We start from the raw sequence: 18,461 nt of genomic DNA on the forward strand, positions 1-18,461 counted from the left end.
AAAATTGCAGAATGCAAGAGATATAGAACCAAATATCAATGACAATAAGGTCTCATTCAATGTATACTCTTCACGTAACTCTGTGCTAAGCGATAAAGAGAACGTATGTCCATTCATGCAGGAGGCATTTCCGGTGCTTGAGGTCTTTATTTCGTTTGCTCACGAAGATATATCCACTTATCGCAGGCTTGATAAGCATTTAAGTAATCTCAAGCAGCAGAAACGCATTCACCGCTGGTCTTCAGCCGAGCTCGCACCAGGAGCGAATGCCAATAATGAGCGGCTTGAACGTCTCAATACAGCACAGATTATTCTTCTGCTCATCAGCGCTGATTTTATGGCCTCGCCTTTATGCTACAGTATCGAGATGAAGCAAGCAGTAGCGAAGCATGAAGCCCGGCAAGCTTGCGTCATCCCACTGCTGGTACGTCCCATAGATTATGAAGATGCTCCATTTGCCAGACTTGCACCTCTTCCAACTAACGGGAAAGCCGTGAAGCTGTGGAGGTCGATGGATAGTGCACTGGATGACGTTGTCAAGGGCATCAAGCGAGCTATCACCGAGTTTGAGAAAAGCAGAGATTCCAGTTTTACTCATGCAGACACGCTCACATCTTTGCAATCATCCGCAGCATCAGCAGAGCCAGAGGCCGTATTCTCGCTACCATTTCCTGCGAATCCTTATTTTACGGGTCGCGAGAAAATGCTGAGCATACTACACGACAATTTTTCTGCGACACAAAAATCACACCACCCACAGGCTCTGCGTGGTCTGGGCGGCATGGGAAAAACACAGATTGCGCTAGAATATGCCTATCGTTTTCGTGAGGATTATCGCTTCGTCTTCTGGATCAGGGCAGAGAAGCAGGATCTATTGCTGTCTGATATTGCTAACCTGGCTCATCTCCTCCATTGCTTGCCCGCCAATCAGGAGCACAACAACCAGAAACTTGCGACCTCACTGGTCAGGCAATGGCTTCAGAGACATGAGCGCTGGCTCTTAATCCTGGATAATGTTGAAGATATTGAGAGCGTCATGCGCTTCCTCCCGGCAGACTTATCTGGTCATATCCTGATCACCACGCGTACACCTGTTTCCGGTACATCTATTTTGGAGCACGAGCTCACGGGTTTGGGGCCAGCTGATTGCGTATATTTTCTGCTGCGACGAGCAAGAGTTCTTAATGCGGAACAAAATATCTCTGCTATCCATGAGATTGAGCGACAAAGGGCTGCTGATCTGTCAGAACTGCTGGGATATCTTCCCCTGGCGCTTGCACAGGCTGTTTCATACATTGAAAAGACACGCTGTGGTCTGGGAGGTTATCTCAAACGCTATCAGCAACGCCGTATGCTTTTGCTGCAAGCTTCAGGAGGATTAGGACCCGATCATCCTGAGCCAGTAGCAACCACCTGGTCTCTCTCATTTGAAAAGGTCGAGGCCGCCAATCCACTCGCAGCAGACCTACTACGCTTCTGTGCTTTTCTTTATCCCGATGAGATCCCCGAAACATTGCTCCGGGATGGCGCTCCTGACATGGGAGACCTGCTACCAGCCATAAAAGATGATATCTTTCTGCTGGATGATGCAATTGTGGAGCTTTTTAAATATTCTCTGATCCGTCGTTCCATTAGCGGGCAAGAGCTTACGCTTAGCATTCATCGTCTGGTGCAAGATGTGCTGAAGGATAGTATGGATGAGATAACACAAAGGCGATGGGCAGAGCGTACGGTACGGGCGATTTGCAGAGCATTACGCAGAGTAACTAACACAACAACGCAGCGTTATCAACTCTATGTCACGCAGATAAAAGTTGGTGCTGCCTTGATTGAGCAATGGAAGATGGATCTACCAGAAGCTCTACAATTACTCAGTACAGCGGGACACTATCTCCAGATGGCTGGAGCGTATCAAGATGCTGAACTACTTCAGCAACAGTTGCTCAAACTTCAGGAACATCTTCAGGGAGAAAACACACTCGACGTCGCATCGACACTCAATACGTTAGGAGAGCTTGCTCGCTTGCAGGGTCATTATCAACGCTCCAAGGGATTCTATGAACGAGCGTTAGCGATTCGAAAACGGCGATTAGGTCTTGAAGACACTCAAGTCGCCATCTCATTGAATAATTTAGCCCGTTACTATCATCATTTTGCTCTCTACAAGCAAGCTGAGATCTTCTATAAGCAGGCGCTAACAATCTTTGAACATATAGGAGAGGAACATCTGGCACTCGCCCACACATTAAATGATCTGGCGACGCTGTATAGCGATCAGAAGCAATATATGGAAGCGGAAGAGCTCTATCAGCGATCACTGGCTATTCGGAAGCGAGAGCTCGGATCTGAGCATCCTGATACGGCCAAAGTATTAAATAATCTGGCGAGCCTCTACGAAGAACAGGAGCAATATGAAGCCGCAGAAACACTTTATATACGCTCACTGGCAATCTGCGAGCAGGTCCTCGGTCCAGAGCATCCAATTACAGCCGCAAACCTGAACAATCTCGCCAATCTCTACAACAAACGCAAGAAAGATCCTGAAGCGGAAGCACTATATATCCGAGCATTAACTATCCGTGAGCAAATGCTCGGAACGGGCCATCCAGATACGGCCATAAGCCTGAATAATCTGGGAGTCTCCTACTACCAGCAAGGCCGATACAGAGAAGCAAGAGAATTAATCAAGCGGGCGCTGGCAATCAGAGAGAAAGTCCTCGGGCACGATCACCCGGACACGTTAGAAAGCCAGACCAACTTAGAGATCATTACTCGTGAAACAGATGAGAGTTGATTTCCATGACGTCGGCATTCAGCAGATCAAGCTCGACAACCTCTATCTCTCCGGTCGCTGAAAGGGTCTCAATCCCTTGCCCATCGACAAATAGGACTGGCTCGCGCATGCCAAATACGATGCGCTTGATGCCGTGCGCTACAATCAGGGCGCAGCAGGGTTGCTTGCCAGATTTACGGATACTACACGGCTCAAGCGATGAGTATAATGTGCATTCTGCCAGATCGCTGCCTTTACGTTGGGCTTTCTCGATGGCCACGGCTTCCGCGTGCCAGTCATTACCCAGTTCACGACTATAGCCGGTAGACACAAGAGAACGATCACGATCGACAATCACACAACCTACCGAGAAGGCCGTCATCACCAGGGGAGCCGAGCGTGAAATTTCTACAGATTGCTTCAGATACGCGACATCTGTCGCATCAAAATTGTTCTGGTTCATTTATAAAATCCATCACTGTCATGTCGCCTAAACGCCGACACTGTACTAACTGCAAACGATGATCCTTATCATGACTGAAAGCGGCATCCCCCACAAAACGAGGAGCCTGCGCATCCCCCACAAAGAAAGGGGCCACGGCTACCCTTAAACGATGAAAAGTCCCCGTACTGATAAATGCCGTGAGGACCGACGTGCCGCCTTCAATAAATATCTTTCGAATGCCCTGGCTTTGCAGTGCTGCTATTATAGCAGCAGGTGTAACGCTCTGAACAGCGATAATTTCTGCCACATGTCCGAGACGCTCACGAACCGCCTCCTCTATGGGGGTGGGACATAAAACTATCTTTTTTGTATCTCCCAACGTAAAAAATCTGAGCGTTGGATCGAGATTGCCAGTATTCGTAAGCGTCACCTTGATCAGCTCTGGTGATAACCCACGGCTCATCCTCTGCGCAATCAGATCTTGACGTTTTAAGAGTAAGGACGGATTGTCTTTACGCACCGTACTGGCACCAATTAAAATCGCATCACACGTGGCTCTCAATGCATACATATCTTCAAAGTCTTCGGGGCCAGACAAGATCAGCCTCTCAGAAGTTCTGTCATCAATGCATCCATCCAGTGATACCGCAACAGATACCTGTATCAAATCCATAGCATGTACCTTATAAGCATATTTTGCTAGCCCCTATCTTTGTTAATAGTATCCAAGACTATACGAATAATCAATAAAAAAGGTAGATAGATCCTTCGCGCATGCTAGATATGTTTTTATTTTATCATAGTATTTGATGCTCATAGCACAAAAATAGCCGGGATTTTTACTATCTCTTACCTACGCCTTTCCAGGGCAGCTGAACAGAAATGCAAGTCATGGAGCAAATCCTTTTACATTTTTTATGTAAAATTAACGCAAATGTAGCACAGGGGTTTTACGCCCCTGTGAGGTACTATTGGCTCTGAGGGCATTTATCATGTAAACGCTCATAATTGGACTTGAGCGCAATAGTACCTCACAGGGGCGTAAAACCCCTGTGCTACATTTGCATACTTACAGGTAAAAAAGTCTCAGGCTTTTTCCAGTTTCTTGTTCGCCAGGCTTTGCAGGAGGATAACTATCAGCAGAAAGGCCCCACGCACCACGTCCTGCCAGAAGGGATTGAGCGTGACGCCCGCGCCGCTCAGGAAGTTGAGGACGTTGAGGATAAAGCCAAGGAGTAAGACTCCTACCAGGGTGCCAAAAACTGATCCTTCACCACCGGAGATAAGCGTCCCACCTACAACGACGGCGGCGATGGCCGATAGTTCATAGCCGTTCGCCAGATTGCCCGAGCCGGTATACGTCTGGATGGCGATAAAGACGCCGGCCAGCCCGGCCAGCCCACCGCTCAGCATATACGCTCCGAGCAGCGTGGCATTGACGCGGATACCCAGCAGACGAGCGGCCTCCTCATTCCCTCCAATGGCCAGCAGATGACGCGCAAAGCGCGAGTAGTTGAGTACCAGGATGCCTATGATGAAGGCGATGATCAATACAATCACAGGATTGGGAATGCCAAAGATATCTCCGTTCCCAAAGTTCAGTAGATCACTACTGGTAACGGTGACGTTATGTTCGTTTGAGAAATAGAGCGCCAGGCCTCGCACGCCGAGCAGCGTAGCAAGGGTCGCCACAAAGGGTGGGACGTGCATCTGTGTAATCACGATGCCATTAAAGAGTCCAACCGCCAGGCCGGTCAGGATGGCTGCGCCGAGCGCAAACCACATACCGTGTGAGCTGCTCAAGGCAACAACGACCGATGAGAGCGCAATGGTAGAGCCAACAGACAGATCGATGCCGCCTGTAATAATCACAAACGTCATGCCCAGCGCTATAAGTCCGATAGGGACATTCGCAACCAGAACATTATCCAGAACATTATATGACGTCAGGAAGCCGTCGAAGCTGATCGAGCTGATCACGACGACTAGAATCAACGCAATTAACGCACCTTGCCGCCGGAGCAGCGTGATCGCTGTCGTCCAACTTCTGTTCGTTGACAACGCTGACCGATTCCTGGGTGTAGCAATTTGTGTCATCTGTAAATCCTCTCAGAGGAGACTAAAATTATGCGGCTTTGCGTTGCGTCTGCAAGTAGACGGCGACGATGATAAGCAGCGCTTCTACGACCTTGGAGATGTCAGCAGATACGTTGTTCGCCGTCAGAGAAAAAGTGAGCAACTGGATAAAGACCGCTCCCACAAATGTTCCGATGATATTGGCCTGTCCACCCAACAGCGATGAGCCTCCCACCGCCACCGCTGCGATAGCATTCAACTCCATGCCGAGGCCGATGCCGCCAGGATCAGCCGATGAGTTATTCGAGATGTAGAATACTCCCGCGATGCCCGCTAAGATACCCATGATGATGTAAACAGCCAGCTTGACCCGCGCCACCGGGATGCCAGCTAGGCGTGCGGCAGATTCATTGCCACCCGTCGCCACTACCTGACGGCCAAAAATGGTCCCACGCACCAACCAGACGAAAAAGAGCGCCACAATCAACATCACCAGAACCTGGAATGGGATACCCAGCACCGATCCGCCACCGATGAACTGAAAGGTGGGATTTGAGAAGTCAACGACGCCATTCACGAGCACTTCCGCGATACCGCGTCCGGCGATATATAAAATCAGGGTAGCGACAATGGGCTGGATGCGAAAGATGGTGATCAGGATGCCATTGAAGAGACCACAAAATGCCGCGATCAGCAGAGCAACTGCAATGGCAATCACATAGGAGATGGGACCACTCAGGGAGAAGATGCGACCGACAAAGATCAGTGCGGTAATCGAGCCCGCAATCGACATCACGGAGCCAATCGAGAGATCAATGCCACCGGTGGCGATCACCAGCGTCATTCCCATCGCCAGAATCACCGTCTCGGCGACCTGATACAGGTTTGTGCTGAGCGTCTGAGTCGAGAGAAAATGCGGGGTCACCAGCATGTTAAAGATGATGAGCAGGATTAAAGCTCCAAAGGTTCCATACGTCTGCCCATACTCGCGCAAGCGCTTCAGCGAAAAGACATCGCGCCGGATCACTGCGGGGATCGAGGTCGTAGGAGGTGGAGTTACCACAGTATCGTTCAGCTTTTTCATTTGGACACCTCGTCAGAGCTATCTACCTGGATAGATGGTGCTACGTCTTCATTCTTTTGCGCATCAATCTGGGGCTCCTCGTCAGCACCTTGAGATGGTTCCTCGGCGACCAGTATGTGAGATGCCACTTCATCATCAGTGCCTTGAGCCATAGCCACCATGATCGCGTCCTGACTGATCTGCTCGTGCGTCAATTCAGAGACCGTCATGCCATCGCGCAGCACCACGATACGATCGCTTCCCTCGGTCAATTCCTCCAGATCGGACGAAATCATCAGGACGCCAACGCCATTTTCTGCGAGTTCATCAATGATGACCTGGATTTCAGCACGTGCGCCTACATCGATGCCGCGCGTAGGCTCGTCCAGGATCAAGACCTGGGGATTCAGGCAGAGCCAGCGCGCCAGCAGCACTTTCTGCTGATTCCCACCCGAGAGCTCGCGGATTTTCTGCTCCGGTCCCGATGTCTTGATGCCCAGCCGGCGGATAAATTGATCGACGATCTGACGCTGTTTCTTATGCGAAACAACACCGTAGCGCGAGAAGAGTGGAAGCGCCGCCAGCGTGAGATTATCGCGTACGGAGAGATAGGGGATGATGCCTTCCGCCTTGCGATCTTCTGAGCAGAAACCGATCTGCGCACGGATGGCGTCGCGTGGCGAGCTAAAATGCGTCGGTTTATCGGCCACGGCCACCGTACCACCTTCCAGCTTCTCAGCGCCAAAGAGTGCGCGAGCCAGCTCGCTGCGGCCAGATCCAAGCAGGCCCGCCAGACCAACGATCTCGCCAGCCTGTAATGTCAGGCTGGCGCCGCGCAGCTTGTGGCCATAACGCAGATCGTGCGCCTCAACTAACGTTTTCTCCTCCGTGCTATGCTTGCTTGCATCGAAGTTCGTCTCGCCACCACGCTGCACTTCACCCAGCTCCTTACCAAGCATCGTCGCCACCAGTTCCACACGTGTGATTTTATCCATCGCATTCTCGCCAACCGTGCGGCCATCGCGCATAATCGTCACGCGATCGCAGATCTCAAACAGCTCGTCGAGGCGATGTCCGACGAACATGACCGAGACCCCATCGGTTTTCAACTGGCGAATAATTGAGAAGAGTACCTGAACCTCTTGCTCATTCAGCGATGAGGTAGGCTCATCCATCACGACCAGCTTACTCTCGAAGGAGATGGCCCGAGCGATCGCCACCATCTGCTGAATAGCGATATTATACGTCATCAAGGGCTTGCGCACATCGATGGAGATGGAGATACGTTCAAGCAGCTTACTACTCTCAGCGTGCATCCTGGGCCAGTCGATAAAGCCAAAGCGGCGCGGCTCACGCGCCAGGAAGATATTTTCGGCCACCGAGCGAAATGGGATCAGATTGATTTCCTGATAGATCGTGCTGATGCCGTTCCGCTGCGCCTGCTGTGGAGATTTAAAGTCGATTGAGTTGCCCGCAAAGAGAATATTTCCGCTATCACGATGATAGGCACCGGTGAGAATCTTGATCAGCGTGGATTTGCCCGCTCCATTTTGTCCGACCAGGGCATGAACCTCGTCCGACTGAATGGTGAGATTCGCGTCGATCAGCGCCTGGACGCCGGGAAAGCTTTTTTGTACATGCTCGATCTGGAGCAAGGGAGATTTTTGAGACATCCAGAACCCCTTTCTACATAACTAAGCGATCAGAAGCACTTTTCAGCACTTCTGATCACTGTAGACCAGGCTTCGCAGCGCGAAGGGCGTCTTTTAGAAACCATTCACCAGGTTTGCCTGCGCATTATCCTTCGTATACACCTGATCCTGCATCACGACCCAGCCAGCCACTTTCTTGCCGCTAGCGTAGTCTTTAATCGCTTGATAGGTGAGTGCTCCAAGGCGGGGATTAGATGTGACCGAGACCAGTTGCTGTCCGGCGATGATCGACTGAAGTCCAGCGGTCTCACCATCAATGGAGCCGACAAGCACGTCTTTACCGGGAACCTTACCGGCCGCCTTCACGGCAGCAATCGCACCCTGAGCCTCTTCGTCGTTGGCACAGTAGACAGCGGTGACATCTGGATGGGCCTGAAGCAGCGTCTGCATCTTCTGACGAGCAGTATCACGATCGAAGTTGGCATCCTGAGAGGCAACAATCTGCATACCAGGATGGCTCTTGATTTCGTTGTCGAAGCCCTGTTTGCGCAGGATGGCAGGAGTAGCACCCGAGGTACCTTCCAGCTCGATGATCTTGGCTTTACCGTTGGTCGCTTTGATCATGGCATCAGCCACAAGCTGCGCCTGTTTGACAAAATCAGAACCAACAAAGGTCACATAATCCTGACCAGGCTTGGCCAGCGTATGATCGGCATCGCGGTCAACCAGGAAGACGGGGATACAGGCTTTTTTCGCCGCCATGATGGCAGAGACTTCACCCGATTCGGTGAGAGGAGCTATGATAAGGACATTCACTTTCTGGGAGATGAGGGATTGAATATCAGAGACTTGTTTAGCATCCTGACCACCAGCATCGGTCGTCACATAGGTATCGCCAGCGGCCTTTGCTCCATCACTCATACTCTTGTTTTCAGCCAGACGCCAGGGGCTGTTGCTGATATTTTGTGAGAAGCCGATTTTGAGTCCAGTGCTTTTCGTCAGCGTGGGAGGATTGCCACAGCTCGTCACACTCGTGGAACCGCCGCCTCCCGTTGTGCTAGAACTTCCACCGCAGCCAGCCAGAAAAACACCACCCAGCAAAACGCCAAGCATGAATGTAAAGCTAAAATAGAGAGATTTATTACGCCTCATAGCAGAATGTCCTCCTTCAGACACAGTACGGAAAATATACGCGTAGATACGGCCAAACGCTGCGACAATGCAGCGCTTTTACTACTCCAGCAAAAATGGCAAAACGCTCCTAGGAACTTGATTCGGATGAATAAACAAAAGAGTCCAGCAATAAGTCAATACATCGTATAAATCAAGTTCAGTTCGATTTTATCCTAATTGAATAAGTACAGTGTAAACTCAAAAAACTTGATTGTCAAGACCGGTACATATCTAAATTAATTACCTGTACCGGTCCGGTTTGATGCCAATTCCAGAAGAATTCATAAGTACCTTTAGCCTGAAAGTAACAAGTTTCTCTGGTAAATGCGTTTTACAAGCATAAAGTCGTCTAAAAGCTCTCTATTTTGATCACGAAGATACGCTTTAACGTATATAATTAAGGAAGTGATGTTTGCAACCAGCGAGAGCAGATCTCAGCCATTGACATCACAATGACTATACTTTATACTAATCCGTAACAATTAGCCATATAGCGAATTAAAGGGAGATGGAATAGAAGATGGTATGTATATTGATGGAATCTCTCATTGAATACAGAGCGGTGCTATGATGCAAGGAAAAGTGTTGTTTTTAGATCTTACAAATGATAATACGACATCGCTCAGATTATTAAAAGCGCTTGGCTCTGATACCCGACTGGCAATCCTGGCTTATTTAGGCGATCGCACAATCAATGTCAATGAGATTGCGGAAGCATTGCAGATCGCCCCCTCTTCCGCGACGACCCATATCCAGATCCTCGAAAAAGCCGATCTGATACGCACCAAGGTCATACCAGCCACGCATGGCTTGCAGAAGCTCTGTGCTCGTACTTACGATGATATACATATTCGCATAGAACACACTGAAAAGAATACCAGCGATTCCTTCAGTATCACGATGCCCGTCGGACAATTTTATGACTTCGAGGTCTATCCAACCTGCGGGCTGGCCAGTTCAACCAGCTTGATTGGATTGTTAGATCATCCCGCCAGCTTCTATGAGCCAGATCACGTCCACGCCCAGTTGCTCTGGTTTGGCAGAGGATACGTTACCTATCGCTTTCCCAATCATCTCCCCATCGGCGCCAACGCCCTGCAACTCGATCTCAGCGCCGAGATCTGCTCGGAAGCCCCGCTCCATCATCTGAACTGGCCCTCCGATATCACGCTGTGGATCAACGATGTGGAGATCGGCAGCTGGACCAGTCCAGCCGACTTCGGAGGGAAGCGCGGTCTGCTTACTCCACAATGGTGGGGCTCGAAAGATAGCCAGTATGGGATGCTCAAGATCTGGTCGGTCACCGAGGATAGCAGCTATATCGATGGCAAACTGATCAGCTCCGTGAGTATCGACGACCTGCACATTAGCAAGAAGCCTTTTATTGATGTACGCCTGGGCATTAAACCCGATGCCTTAAATGTGGGAGGGCTCAACATCTTCGGCGAGCAATTTGGCAATTATCCACAGCCAATTGTGCTCAACGTCAATTATGTCCAGCCAAAAGCAAACGGCAACACAAAGTAGCGTCGTGCCCTCGGGCACGATGTCCCACTTGACGTACGATCAGGCACCCCAGCGTGGCTCGCCGAGATCTTGCCGTCTCGTACGTCGAGTGGGACATCGCACGCGAGCGTGCGACGCTACTAGTGGCCGCTCTTGATACGCGCCAGGATGGCGAAGAGGCCACCGATTACCGGGCGAGCCTGAAAGCCACTCTGTGCATCGGAAATGGTGTCATACCAATCGGTGAAAGGTATACGCTGCGCCGATGTATTGGCAAAGGTGTAGACAGCGTCGATAAAGAACTGACGCAGCTGCGCGTTGTCGGTCGAGGCAGCCGTCCAGATCTCCCAGTCGGCCTTGGTATACGTATGACGCGTGTCAAGCGGCACGCCATAGGTGTTCTTCTTCTGGAGATACCAGGCTGCCTCCTCCTGCAAGACAGAGGCAGGCACCAGATTGAGTCCCAGAGTACGATCGGGGAAGGCGTTATACTTGAGGCTATAGGTACCGGCTCCCGTGCCAGAGTCCGTATCCGATTCCGTATAGGCGATGTCGAGATGCGCCTGCGAGGCGTCCTGACCAAGCGAGGCCCATTGGGTGATCAGATTTGACGCAACACCAGCGTAGAAGGTCTGATCCGATGTCTTCCCGGCAGCTTTGGCGATCAAACCCATGGCTCCAATTCCCAAAATGCCTTTGAGGGCCAGATTAGTACTGTGAGCAATCAGGCCAGTAAAATCGTCGGTCTGGTTCTGTAACAGCGGATCAAGCGCGTTGGCTCGGCTGGGATTCCCTCCGTTGGGAGCGTTCAGATAGTCGGCCCATTGCTTGAAAATAGTGTAGTGGGCGTTGCTATACGTGGAGGCATCACCGGCGCTCAACTGCGTGATGTACGCTGCGGCGATGACTAACATGTTAGCTGTCTCCTCAACCTGCATGTTTTCGCCACCGCCATCGTTATGTCCGTTGGCGTTCGGATATGATGAACCAATATCATGGACACAGTATTTCTGAGGCCAGAGTCCACTTTCGACGTAGTGGAGAATGGGTGCCATAATCAGGTTCAGCAGATTCGGATTCAGGTAGTAGAGGATGGGGAACATCGGATAAATCACGTCGACCGTTGAGATGTTGCCGTCACTACTGATCTCTTTGAGGAAGAGCCAGGGGGCACTCGAGGTGTTGACGAGCTCGACGCCTCCAAAGGCTTGGCGAGCCGCCAGCGCACAGAGAGCAGCATAATGAGCACCGCCTGCAGAGACAGCGGCCTGAGCAATCGAGGCATCGAGCGTGTTCGCCCGACTGAGAAGCGTCAGAGCAGTCGCATCGTTATAGGCCGCTCCAAGCATCGCCGACCAGCTGGACCAGTAGGATTGCCACAGTGGCGCGATCTGACCTCCCTGATAACTGACGGCTGGTTGACGCACATGTCCAAGCACAAATACTAGTGGCGCGTTCGGCGTGCCACCCAGGGAGCCCAGGTTAAAGTTGAAACCAAAGACGGGCCAGGAGTTATTGATGGCTCGTGGCATGTTGGTATCCATGGTGTTGCTGAGGCTTCCCGACGAGACCGCCTGCGAGCGTACCACCGTATCTGCACCACTCTGATAGGTAAAGCCGGGACCGTTCGTCGCCCAGATGGCTGAACCCCAGGATGGATAATCATTGGTCTCCGCCAGGACGGTGGGCGCGTTGGGCGTCACAGAGAAGGCGTTGACGTTTTGTGTGCCCGTGTTGATGGTCTGATAAGCCCAGTTGATAGGCGTCGTGTTGGTTCCATGCGCCCATTCACCCGAGATATCCATATAGACACTGACGGTATGCGCGGCGCCGTCGGTGCTATGCGCCTGGACGTAGATATAGCCAAAGGGGACCGATAAGAGTTGGAGATTGGTGGCTTCAATCGGTGAGACAAAGTTGACGTAGAGATTCACGGCTCCCGCTTGAAAGACGAAGCGCGATTGCGTCGCCGTGACTTCCAGTTGGATCTGCGTCGCATTCTGAACTGTCCCAATACCGCCGGGCGCACCAAAGAAAACATACGAGGTGCCATCCACGCGTACGATGCCGGTTATCGCCTTCACATTTCCGTTCCAGAAGCTCGACCAGGTCCCGGGGGCGGTGCTTGAATTGTGCCAGGTGCTGACATACGGGTTGCGGACAATCAAAGGGATCGATGGCGGTCGCACAGGAGATAGAGCTGGTGCGGTCTTATACAGCGTCAGAACGTCTGAGGCGGCAAGTGCCTGATTGGAGACCTGCACATCGTCGATTAAGCCCGGCCAGTAGTCCACATTGCCACCAAATTTGGCACGCCCAATCACCGTCTCGCCAGTCGCATTCCAGTTCGAAGCGACCGTCTGAGTGCTCTGCAATGCTCCATTGACGTACAGATGGCTCTGATGATTTGCGGCATCATATACGCCAACAACATGATACCAGGTGTTGGCGAGCGGCGTAAATGTTGAGGTGGCCCGCACGGTCGTACCTGTCGTCGCATCCGCGTTGATCAGGCTAAAAGCAAACTTACTGGCATCGGTACCAGCCGATGGGCTGGTGTATTGCAGATAGAAGCCACTCACATTGGAGCCATCCTGACTCACGATCGTAGCCCAGTTACTTAAAGAGGCTAATTGAACCCAGGCGGCAACCGAGAAGCTGTTACTCGTGTTGACGACACTGTAGTTGATGTCAACGGTGGTACTGCTTCCATTGAAACTGAGTGCAGTGCCGCTCTTGCCGGTTGTCCAGGCAGGGCCGCCGTTTAACACTCCATTATGATTTCCACCGGAGGTATCCGTCGCGCTCGTGCCGCTCCCATTATCCAGGGGCCAATAACCCGCAAGACCAGGGGTCGCCGCATGGACGGCTTGCGGGGAGAAGAACATACTATCTAAGGCGGCCGCTGAGAGACCAAGGGCGGCTCCCATCTTCAGAAAGTTACGGCGACTCACACTCCCCATCATTGGAAAGTTCGCTAAGCTTTTCTGCTCATCCATGACAAGAAACTCCTTTGCATCATTGCATACGCACGCTTATAGAGAGCAAATGGCCTGCCCCCCATAAATAGTAAAAACTACAATTTGATTCGTTTTTTCACGAATTAAACCGGTACTTTTGACCTTCTGTCGCTGGCATCATGCCAGGTAACAGGATTTAAACACCAGGGAGCGATAGAAGAAGCATTGAAGAGAGCTTACATTGGTTTTGAATTACATAATCCCTAATCAATTAAGAGTAGTATAAATGAGACTGAAGAAAAAAGTCAAGTATTTTTTGTAAAAAAAGCATCGACCTATTAACTTACCTCCATCTATTGACAATACTATCCGCTTAGCATATGCTAGTATTAATTGATTAGCAATAGTACGATTAAAAGTAGTCAGATTTCTGCTACCGATCTTCTTTTAGCGCTATTACAGCCGTTCTATTCGTCTTTACCTTATTTAATTTGTGCTTTTAAAAAGCAAACCGGGTCGTCACAAGAAAATAGTAGCCATAGAGAGTCGTGAAAGCAGTGTCCATGAGGGGCATTGCGTAGAGGACATGGAGGTTCTTAACGATGCGAGTATACTTCTCTATACCCGACCTGTGGACGCTCTCTCCATGTCAGTACCAGGATTGATCATGGAGGAAAAAGATTATGCCGATGGAACGCCGCGAGTTTCTCAAGAGAAGCCTCCTCACCGCCGGAGGATTAGCCTTGATTGGTCACGAAATCACGTTTAGCCGTGTTGTCCATGCAGCCTCTGGAGGCTTCTATAGTCCCAACCTAGCGCCCTTACAGCCTGCCTCCTTTTATCGCTTGCCCCCGGGAAGCGTCAAGGCGCAAGGCTGGCTGGCCAATCAACTCCAACTTCAACTCAATGGCCTCAACGGACAGATGACACAGGTGTCTCACTTCCTGCAATATAATAATACCGGCTGGATCACGCCCAGCCTTACTGGCTGGGAAGAGGTGCCTTACTGGCTGCGCGGCTATGGCGACCTGGCCTACGTGACTGGCGATGCAACTGCGCTCGCCACCACCAAACAATGGATCAATGGTATCCTGGCAACGCAACAGGCGGATGGCTTTTTCGGTCCAAGCTCGCTGCGCACATCTCTCAATGGAGGTCCAGATTTCTGGCCTCATATGCCGATCCTCCAGGCGCTGCGCTCGTTTCAGGAATACACCAATGATGCACGCATCGTCCCCTTCCTGACCAGCTACTTCCAATTTCAGAATGCGCAGGCAACCTCAGTATTTTCACAGGGCTGGGGTGAATATCGTTGGGCCGACAATATCGATAGCATCTACTGGCTCTACAACCGCACAGGAGCTTCATGGCTCCTTGATCTGGTCAGGAAAATCCATCAATACTCATCCAACTATATGAATAACCTGCCCACGCTACACAATGTCAATCTGGCTCAGGGATTCCGCGAGCCCGCCGAGTATGGGATGCTGGCTGGCGGTTCTCAGTATACGTCGGCAACGTACAGTGACTATACGACAATCATGAACACGTACGGACAATTTCCTGGCGGCGGCTTCGCTGGCGATGAGAATGCTCGACCAGGCTTCAGCGATCCACGCCAGGGATTTGAGACCTGCGGGATTGTCGAGTTCATGCAGAGCCATGAGATGCTCACACGTATCACGGGAGATCCAGTCTGGGCCGACCGCACTGAAAATCTGGCCTTTAACTCACTGCCAGCAGCACTTGATCCTCAGCAGAAAGCCACCCACTATATCACCAGCGCCAACAGCATCCAGTTGGATAACGTGCCCAAAAGTGCAGCGCAGTTCGATAATCCCTTTGCGATGCAAGCTTATATGCTCGGCATCGATCAGTATCGCTGCTGCCCGCATAACTATGGACAGGGATGGCCCTTCTTTACAGAGGAACTCTGGCTGGCAACGCCCGATAATGGTCTCTGCGCTTCGCTCTATGCGGCCAGCACTGTGACGGCCAAAGTCGGCACTGGCGCCAGCGTGACATTTGTCGAGACAACAGACTATCCCTTCTCCGACACGATCAATCTGAAGCTCAGCACGCCGACCGCACAGACCTTCCCACTCTATCTGCGCATCCCCGGCTGGTGCTCAAGTCCGATCTTGAAAGTCAATGGACAAAGCATCGCCGCCAAAGCAGGTCCGACATATGTCACGATCAATCGTACGTGGGCCAACGGCGATACGGTCACGCTCCAATTGCCGATGCAGACGACCGTGCAGACCTGGACTAATAATCACAATGCGGTCTCGGTCAACTATGGTCCGCTAACCTTCTCGCTACAAATTGGCGAGAACTTCAGTCGCTTCAATAACAGTACGGATCAGTGGCCCGAGTATCAAGTCTATCCCACCACGCCCTGGAACTATGGACTTGTCCTCAACGCCAGCAATCCAGCACAATCGTTTACCGTCACCAAAAGCGCAGCCGCGCTGGCCGCAAATCCGTTTACGCAGCAGACGGTACCTATCACGATGCAGGTACAGGCTCAGCAGATTACGAACTGGCAGGCGGACAATCAAAACGTCATCACGCCCTTGCAAGACAGTCCAACGCTCTCCAGTGCGTCCGCGCAGACGGTAACGCTGATCCCAATGGGAGCGGCACGGCTACGTATCACCTCCATTCCCACCATCGGCACCGGAGCAGGAGCGCATGCATGGATTAAAATAGGAACATCCTTCCGTATCCAGAATCAGAATAGCGGAAAAGTCCTCGGAGTAGACGGCATGTCGCTCGCCGATAGCGCCCACGTGGTCCAGTTCTCCGACAACGGTACCGCCGACCATCTCTGGAGCCTGATCGATAATGGAAACGGTTACTTCCGGATTCAGAACGCGAACAGCGGCAAAGTCCTTGGCGTCGACGGCATGTCGACCGCCGACAGCGCTCAAGTCGTCCAGTTCTCCGATAACGGCACCAGCGACCATCTCTGGAGATTAATCGATAACGGCGACGGATATGTACGCATTCAGAACCTGAATAGTGGCAAGATGCTTGGTGTCTCTAACATGTCGACCGCCGATAGCGCTCAAGTCGTCCAGTTCTCCGACAACGGCACCAGCGATCATCTCTGGCGCTTCTTCCCAAATGGATATGTGCGCATCCAGAACAAGAATAGTGGCAAGGTACTTGGTGTCTCCAACATGTCGACCGCCGATAGCGCTCAAGTCGTCCAATTCTCCGATAACGGCACCGCCGACCATCTCTGGGAGTTCGTCGCCGATGCCAATGGGTACTTCCGGATTCAGAATCAGAATAGCGGCAAAGTGCTTGGCGTCTCCAATATGTCGACCGCCGACAGCGCTCAAATCGTCCAGTTCTCCGACAACGGCACCAGTGATCATCTCTGGCGCCTGCGCTATGACAGTGGCAACTACTTCCGCATCCAGAATCTGAACAGTGGCAAGGTGCTGGCCGTCAGCAACGCGTCCACCGCCGATAGCGCCCTGGCCACTCAATTTGCAGACAATGGCACCTCCGATCACCTGTGGTGCTTCATGTAGATATATATAATTTTTGCTGCTTATAATTACAAATGTAGCACAGGGGTTTTACGCCCCTGTGAGCTGCCCATGCCACTCATGCAACATTTTCGGCTCCCAGCGCCTCCCTGGCAATATGATCCATGGGTGATCTTTGACGCTATGGATCCTCACAGGGGCGTAAAACCGAGCTGCCCATGCCACTCATGCAACATTTTTGGCTCCCAGCGCCTCCCTGGCAATATGATCCATGGGTGATCTTTGACGCTATGGGTCCTCACAGGGGCGTAAAACCGAGCTGCCCATGCCACTCATGCAACATTTTCGGCTCCCAGCACCTCCCTGGCAATATGATCCATGGGTGATCTTTGACGCTATGGGTCCTCACAGGGGCGTAAAACCCCTGTGCTACATTTGCGGTATTTTACACATAAGTGTACTTATCTGCGTAAGATGTCTCTTGGGGAGCGATCGTTGATGATATCCTCCATGCGCATTTGGACGGCCACGCGGGTTGTCGGATGCGTGATAATGTAAAACTTCTCATTACGGATCGCTTCAAAGACGGCCTCGGCCACCTGAGCTGGCTTCAGGCCAGCTTTTAAGACTTGTGCCAGAGCTTGCAAGCCAGGACCCGTGGATGAGTCATTCTGCAAGGAAGCCGGGCGGTTGCGCTCCGCCTCCGCGATGCGCGTGTCGACCCATTCGGGACAGAGCACCGATACTTTGATATCGGCAGTGCGCTCCGCCAACTCCAGTGCCAGCGTCTCAGAAAGTGTCACCACACCATGCTTGCTAACTTTATAGACCCCAAGGCCCGTGCTAGCAACCAGTCCGGCTGACGAGGCGGTGTTGACGATGTGACAGGGCTCATTTTGCGCCAGCATGCGGGGGACAAAATAATGGACACCGTGAATAACTCCCCACAAGTTCACACCTAAGACCCATTGCCAATCTTCCAGGCTACTCTCCCAGACCGTCGATCCGGCCCCCACGCCCGCATTGTTGAAGAGCAGATGGACAGCTCCGTACTTCTCAAATACATCTTGAGCCAACGCCTCGACCGATGACGCGCTGGAGACATCGGTCTGCACTGGACGTATCTCACCACCCAGCTCACGCAGATCGTCAGCCGCCTGACGTAACGCTTGCTCTTCCACATCAGCCAGCACAACAATCATCCCCTCCTGCACACACTTCTCAGCCAGAGCGCGTCCGATGCCGCTGGCACCTCCCGTAACAACCGCAACCTTCTTCTGGAAATCTTTCATTGGTATATCCTTTCATTT

The 18,461-nt window shown here is 51.7% G+C and carries 11 protein-coding genes; 3 read left to right on the top strand and 8 right to left on the bottom strand.

Features of this window, described 5'->3' with window-relative positions; translation table 11 throughout:
* Positions 1–115: 115 nt before the first annotated feature.
* A complete protein-coding gene (locus tag AC27N8_RS05125) occupies positions 116–2,794 on the top strand; it encodes a tetratricopeptide repeat protein (protein WP_487064620.1) in 2,679 nt (892 codons plus the stop codon).
* On the opposite strand, the gene AC27N8_RS05130 is transcribed toward AC27N8_RS05125, so the two are convergent.
* The 6 genes from AC27N8_RS05130 to AC27N8_RS05155 all read right to left on the bottom strand — a co-directional run bounded on the left by AC27N8_RS05130 (position 2,769) and on the right by AC27N8_RS05155 (position 9,161).
* The gene (locus AC27N8_RS05130) at positions 2,769–3,236 is read right to left on the bottom strand and encodes a deaminase (RefSeq protein ID WP_487064622.1); all 468 of its coding nucleotides are present in this window, start codon (positions 3,234–3,236) and stop codon (positions 2,769–2,771) included. The genes AC27N8_RS05125 and AC27N8_RS05130 overlap by 26 nt on opposite strands.
* On the bottom strand, positions 3,217–3,891 hold the full coding sequence (locus AC27N8_RS05135) for a RibD family protein (protein ID WP_487064624.1): 675 nt from the start codon (positions 3,889–3,891) through the stop codon (positions 3,217–3,219). The genes AC27N8_RS05130 and AC27N8_RS05135 overlap by 20 nt, the downstream gene beginning before the upstream one ends.
* A 413-nt stretch (positions 3,892–4,304) precedes the next feature.
* Positions 4,305–5,315: an ABC transporter permease gene (locus AC27N8_RS05140; protein WP_487064626.1), complete on the bottom strand. Its 1,011-nt coding sequence runs from the start codon at positions 5,313–5,315 to the stop codon at positions 4,305–4,307.
* Positions 5,316–5,343: 28 nt separating this feature from the next.
* Entirely contained in the window at positions 5,344–6,378 is a 1,035-nt protein-coding gene (locus AC27N8_RS05145; RefSeq protein ID WP_487064627.1) for an ABC transporter permease, read from the bottom strand.
* A complete protein-coding gene (locus AC27N8_RS05150; protein WP_487064629.1) occupies positions 6,375–8,030 on the bottom strand; it encodes a sugar ABC transporter ATP-binding protein in 1,656 nt (551 codons plus the stop codon). The genes AC27N8_RS05145 and AC27N8_RS05150 overlap by 4 nt, the downstream gene beginning before the upstream one ends.
* 93 nt (positions 8,031–8,123) lie before the next feature.
* Positions 8,124–9,161: an ABC transporter substrate-binding protein gene (locus AC27N8_RS05155; protein WP_487064631.1), complete on the bottom strand. Its 1,038-nt coding sequence runs from the start codon at positions 9,159–9,161 to the stop codon at positions 8,124–8,126.
* A 603-nt stretch (positions 9,162–9,764) separates the two neighbouring features.
* Here AC27N8_RS05155 and AC27N8_RS05160 point away from each other — a divergent pair.
* Entirely contained in the window at positions 9,765–10,709 is a 945-nt protein-coding gene (locus tag AC27N8_RS05160; RefSeq protein WP_487067904.1) for an ArsR/SmtB family transcription factor, read from the top strand.
* A 119-nt stretch (positions 10,710–10,828) separates the two neighbouring features.
* Here AC27N8_RS05160 and AC27N8_RS05165 read toward each other — a convergent pair whose 3' ends face one another.
* A complete protein-coding gene (locus AC27N8_RS05165) occupies positions 10,829–13,687 on the bottom strand; it encodes a glutaminase domain-containing protein (protein WP_487064633.1) in 2,859 nt (952 codons plus the stop codon).
* Between the two features lie 644 nt (positions 13,688–14,331).
* Here AC27N8_RS05165 and AC27N8_RS05170 point away from each other — a divergent pair.
* Positions 14,332–17,193, top strand: a complete 2,862-nt coding sequence (locus tag AC27N8_RS05170; protein ID WP_487064635.1) for an RICIN domain-containing protein — start codon at positions 14,332–14,334, stop codon at positions 17,191–17,193.
* A gap of 419 nt (positions 17,194–17,612) precedes the next feature.
* Here AC27N8_RS05170 and AC27N8_RS05175 read toward each other — a convergent pair whose 3' ends face one another.
* Positions 17,613–18,443 (bottom strand): SDR family NAD(P)-dependent oxidoreductase, encoded by an 831-nt coding sequence (locus AC27N8_RS05175; protein WP_487064637.1) that lies wholly within the window; start codon positions 18,441–18,443, stop codon positions 17,613–17,615.
* Between the last annotated feature and the right edge of the window lie 18 nt (positions 18,444–18,461).

The sequence above is a fragment of the Dictyobacter sp. Z7_2 genome (assembly GCF_057551105.1).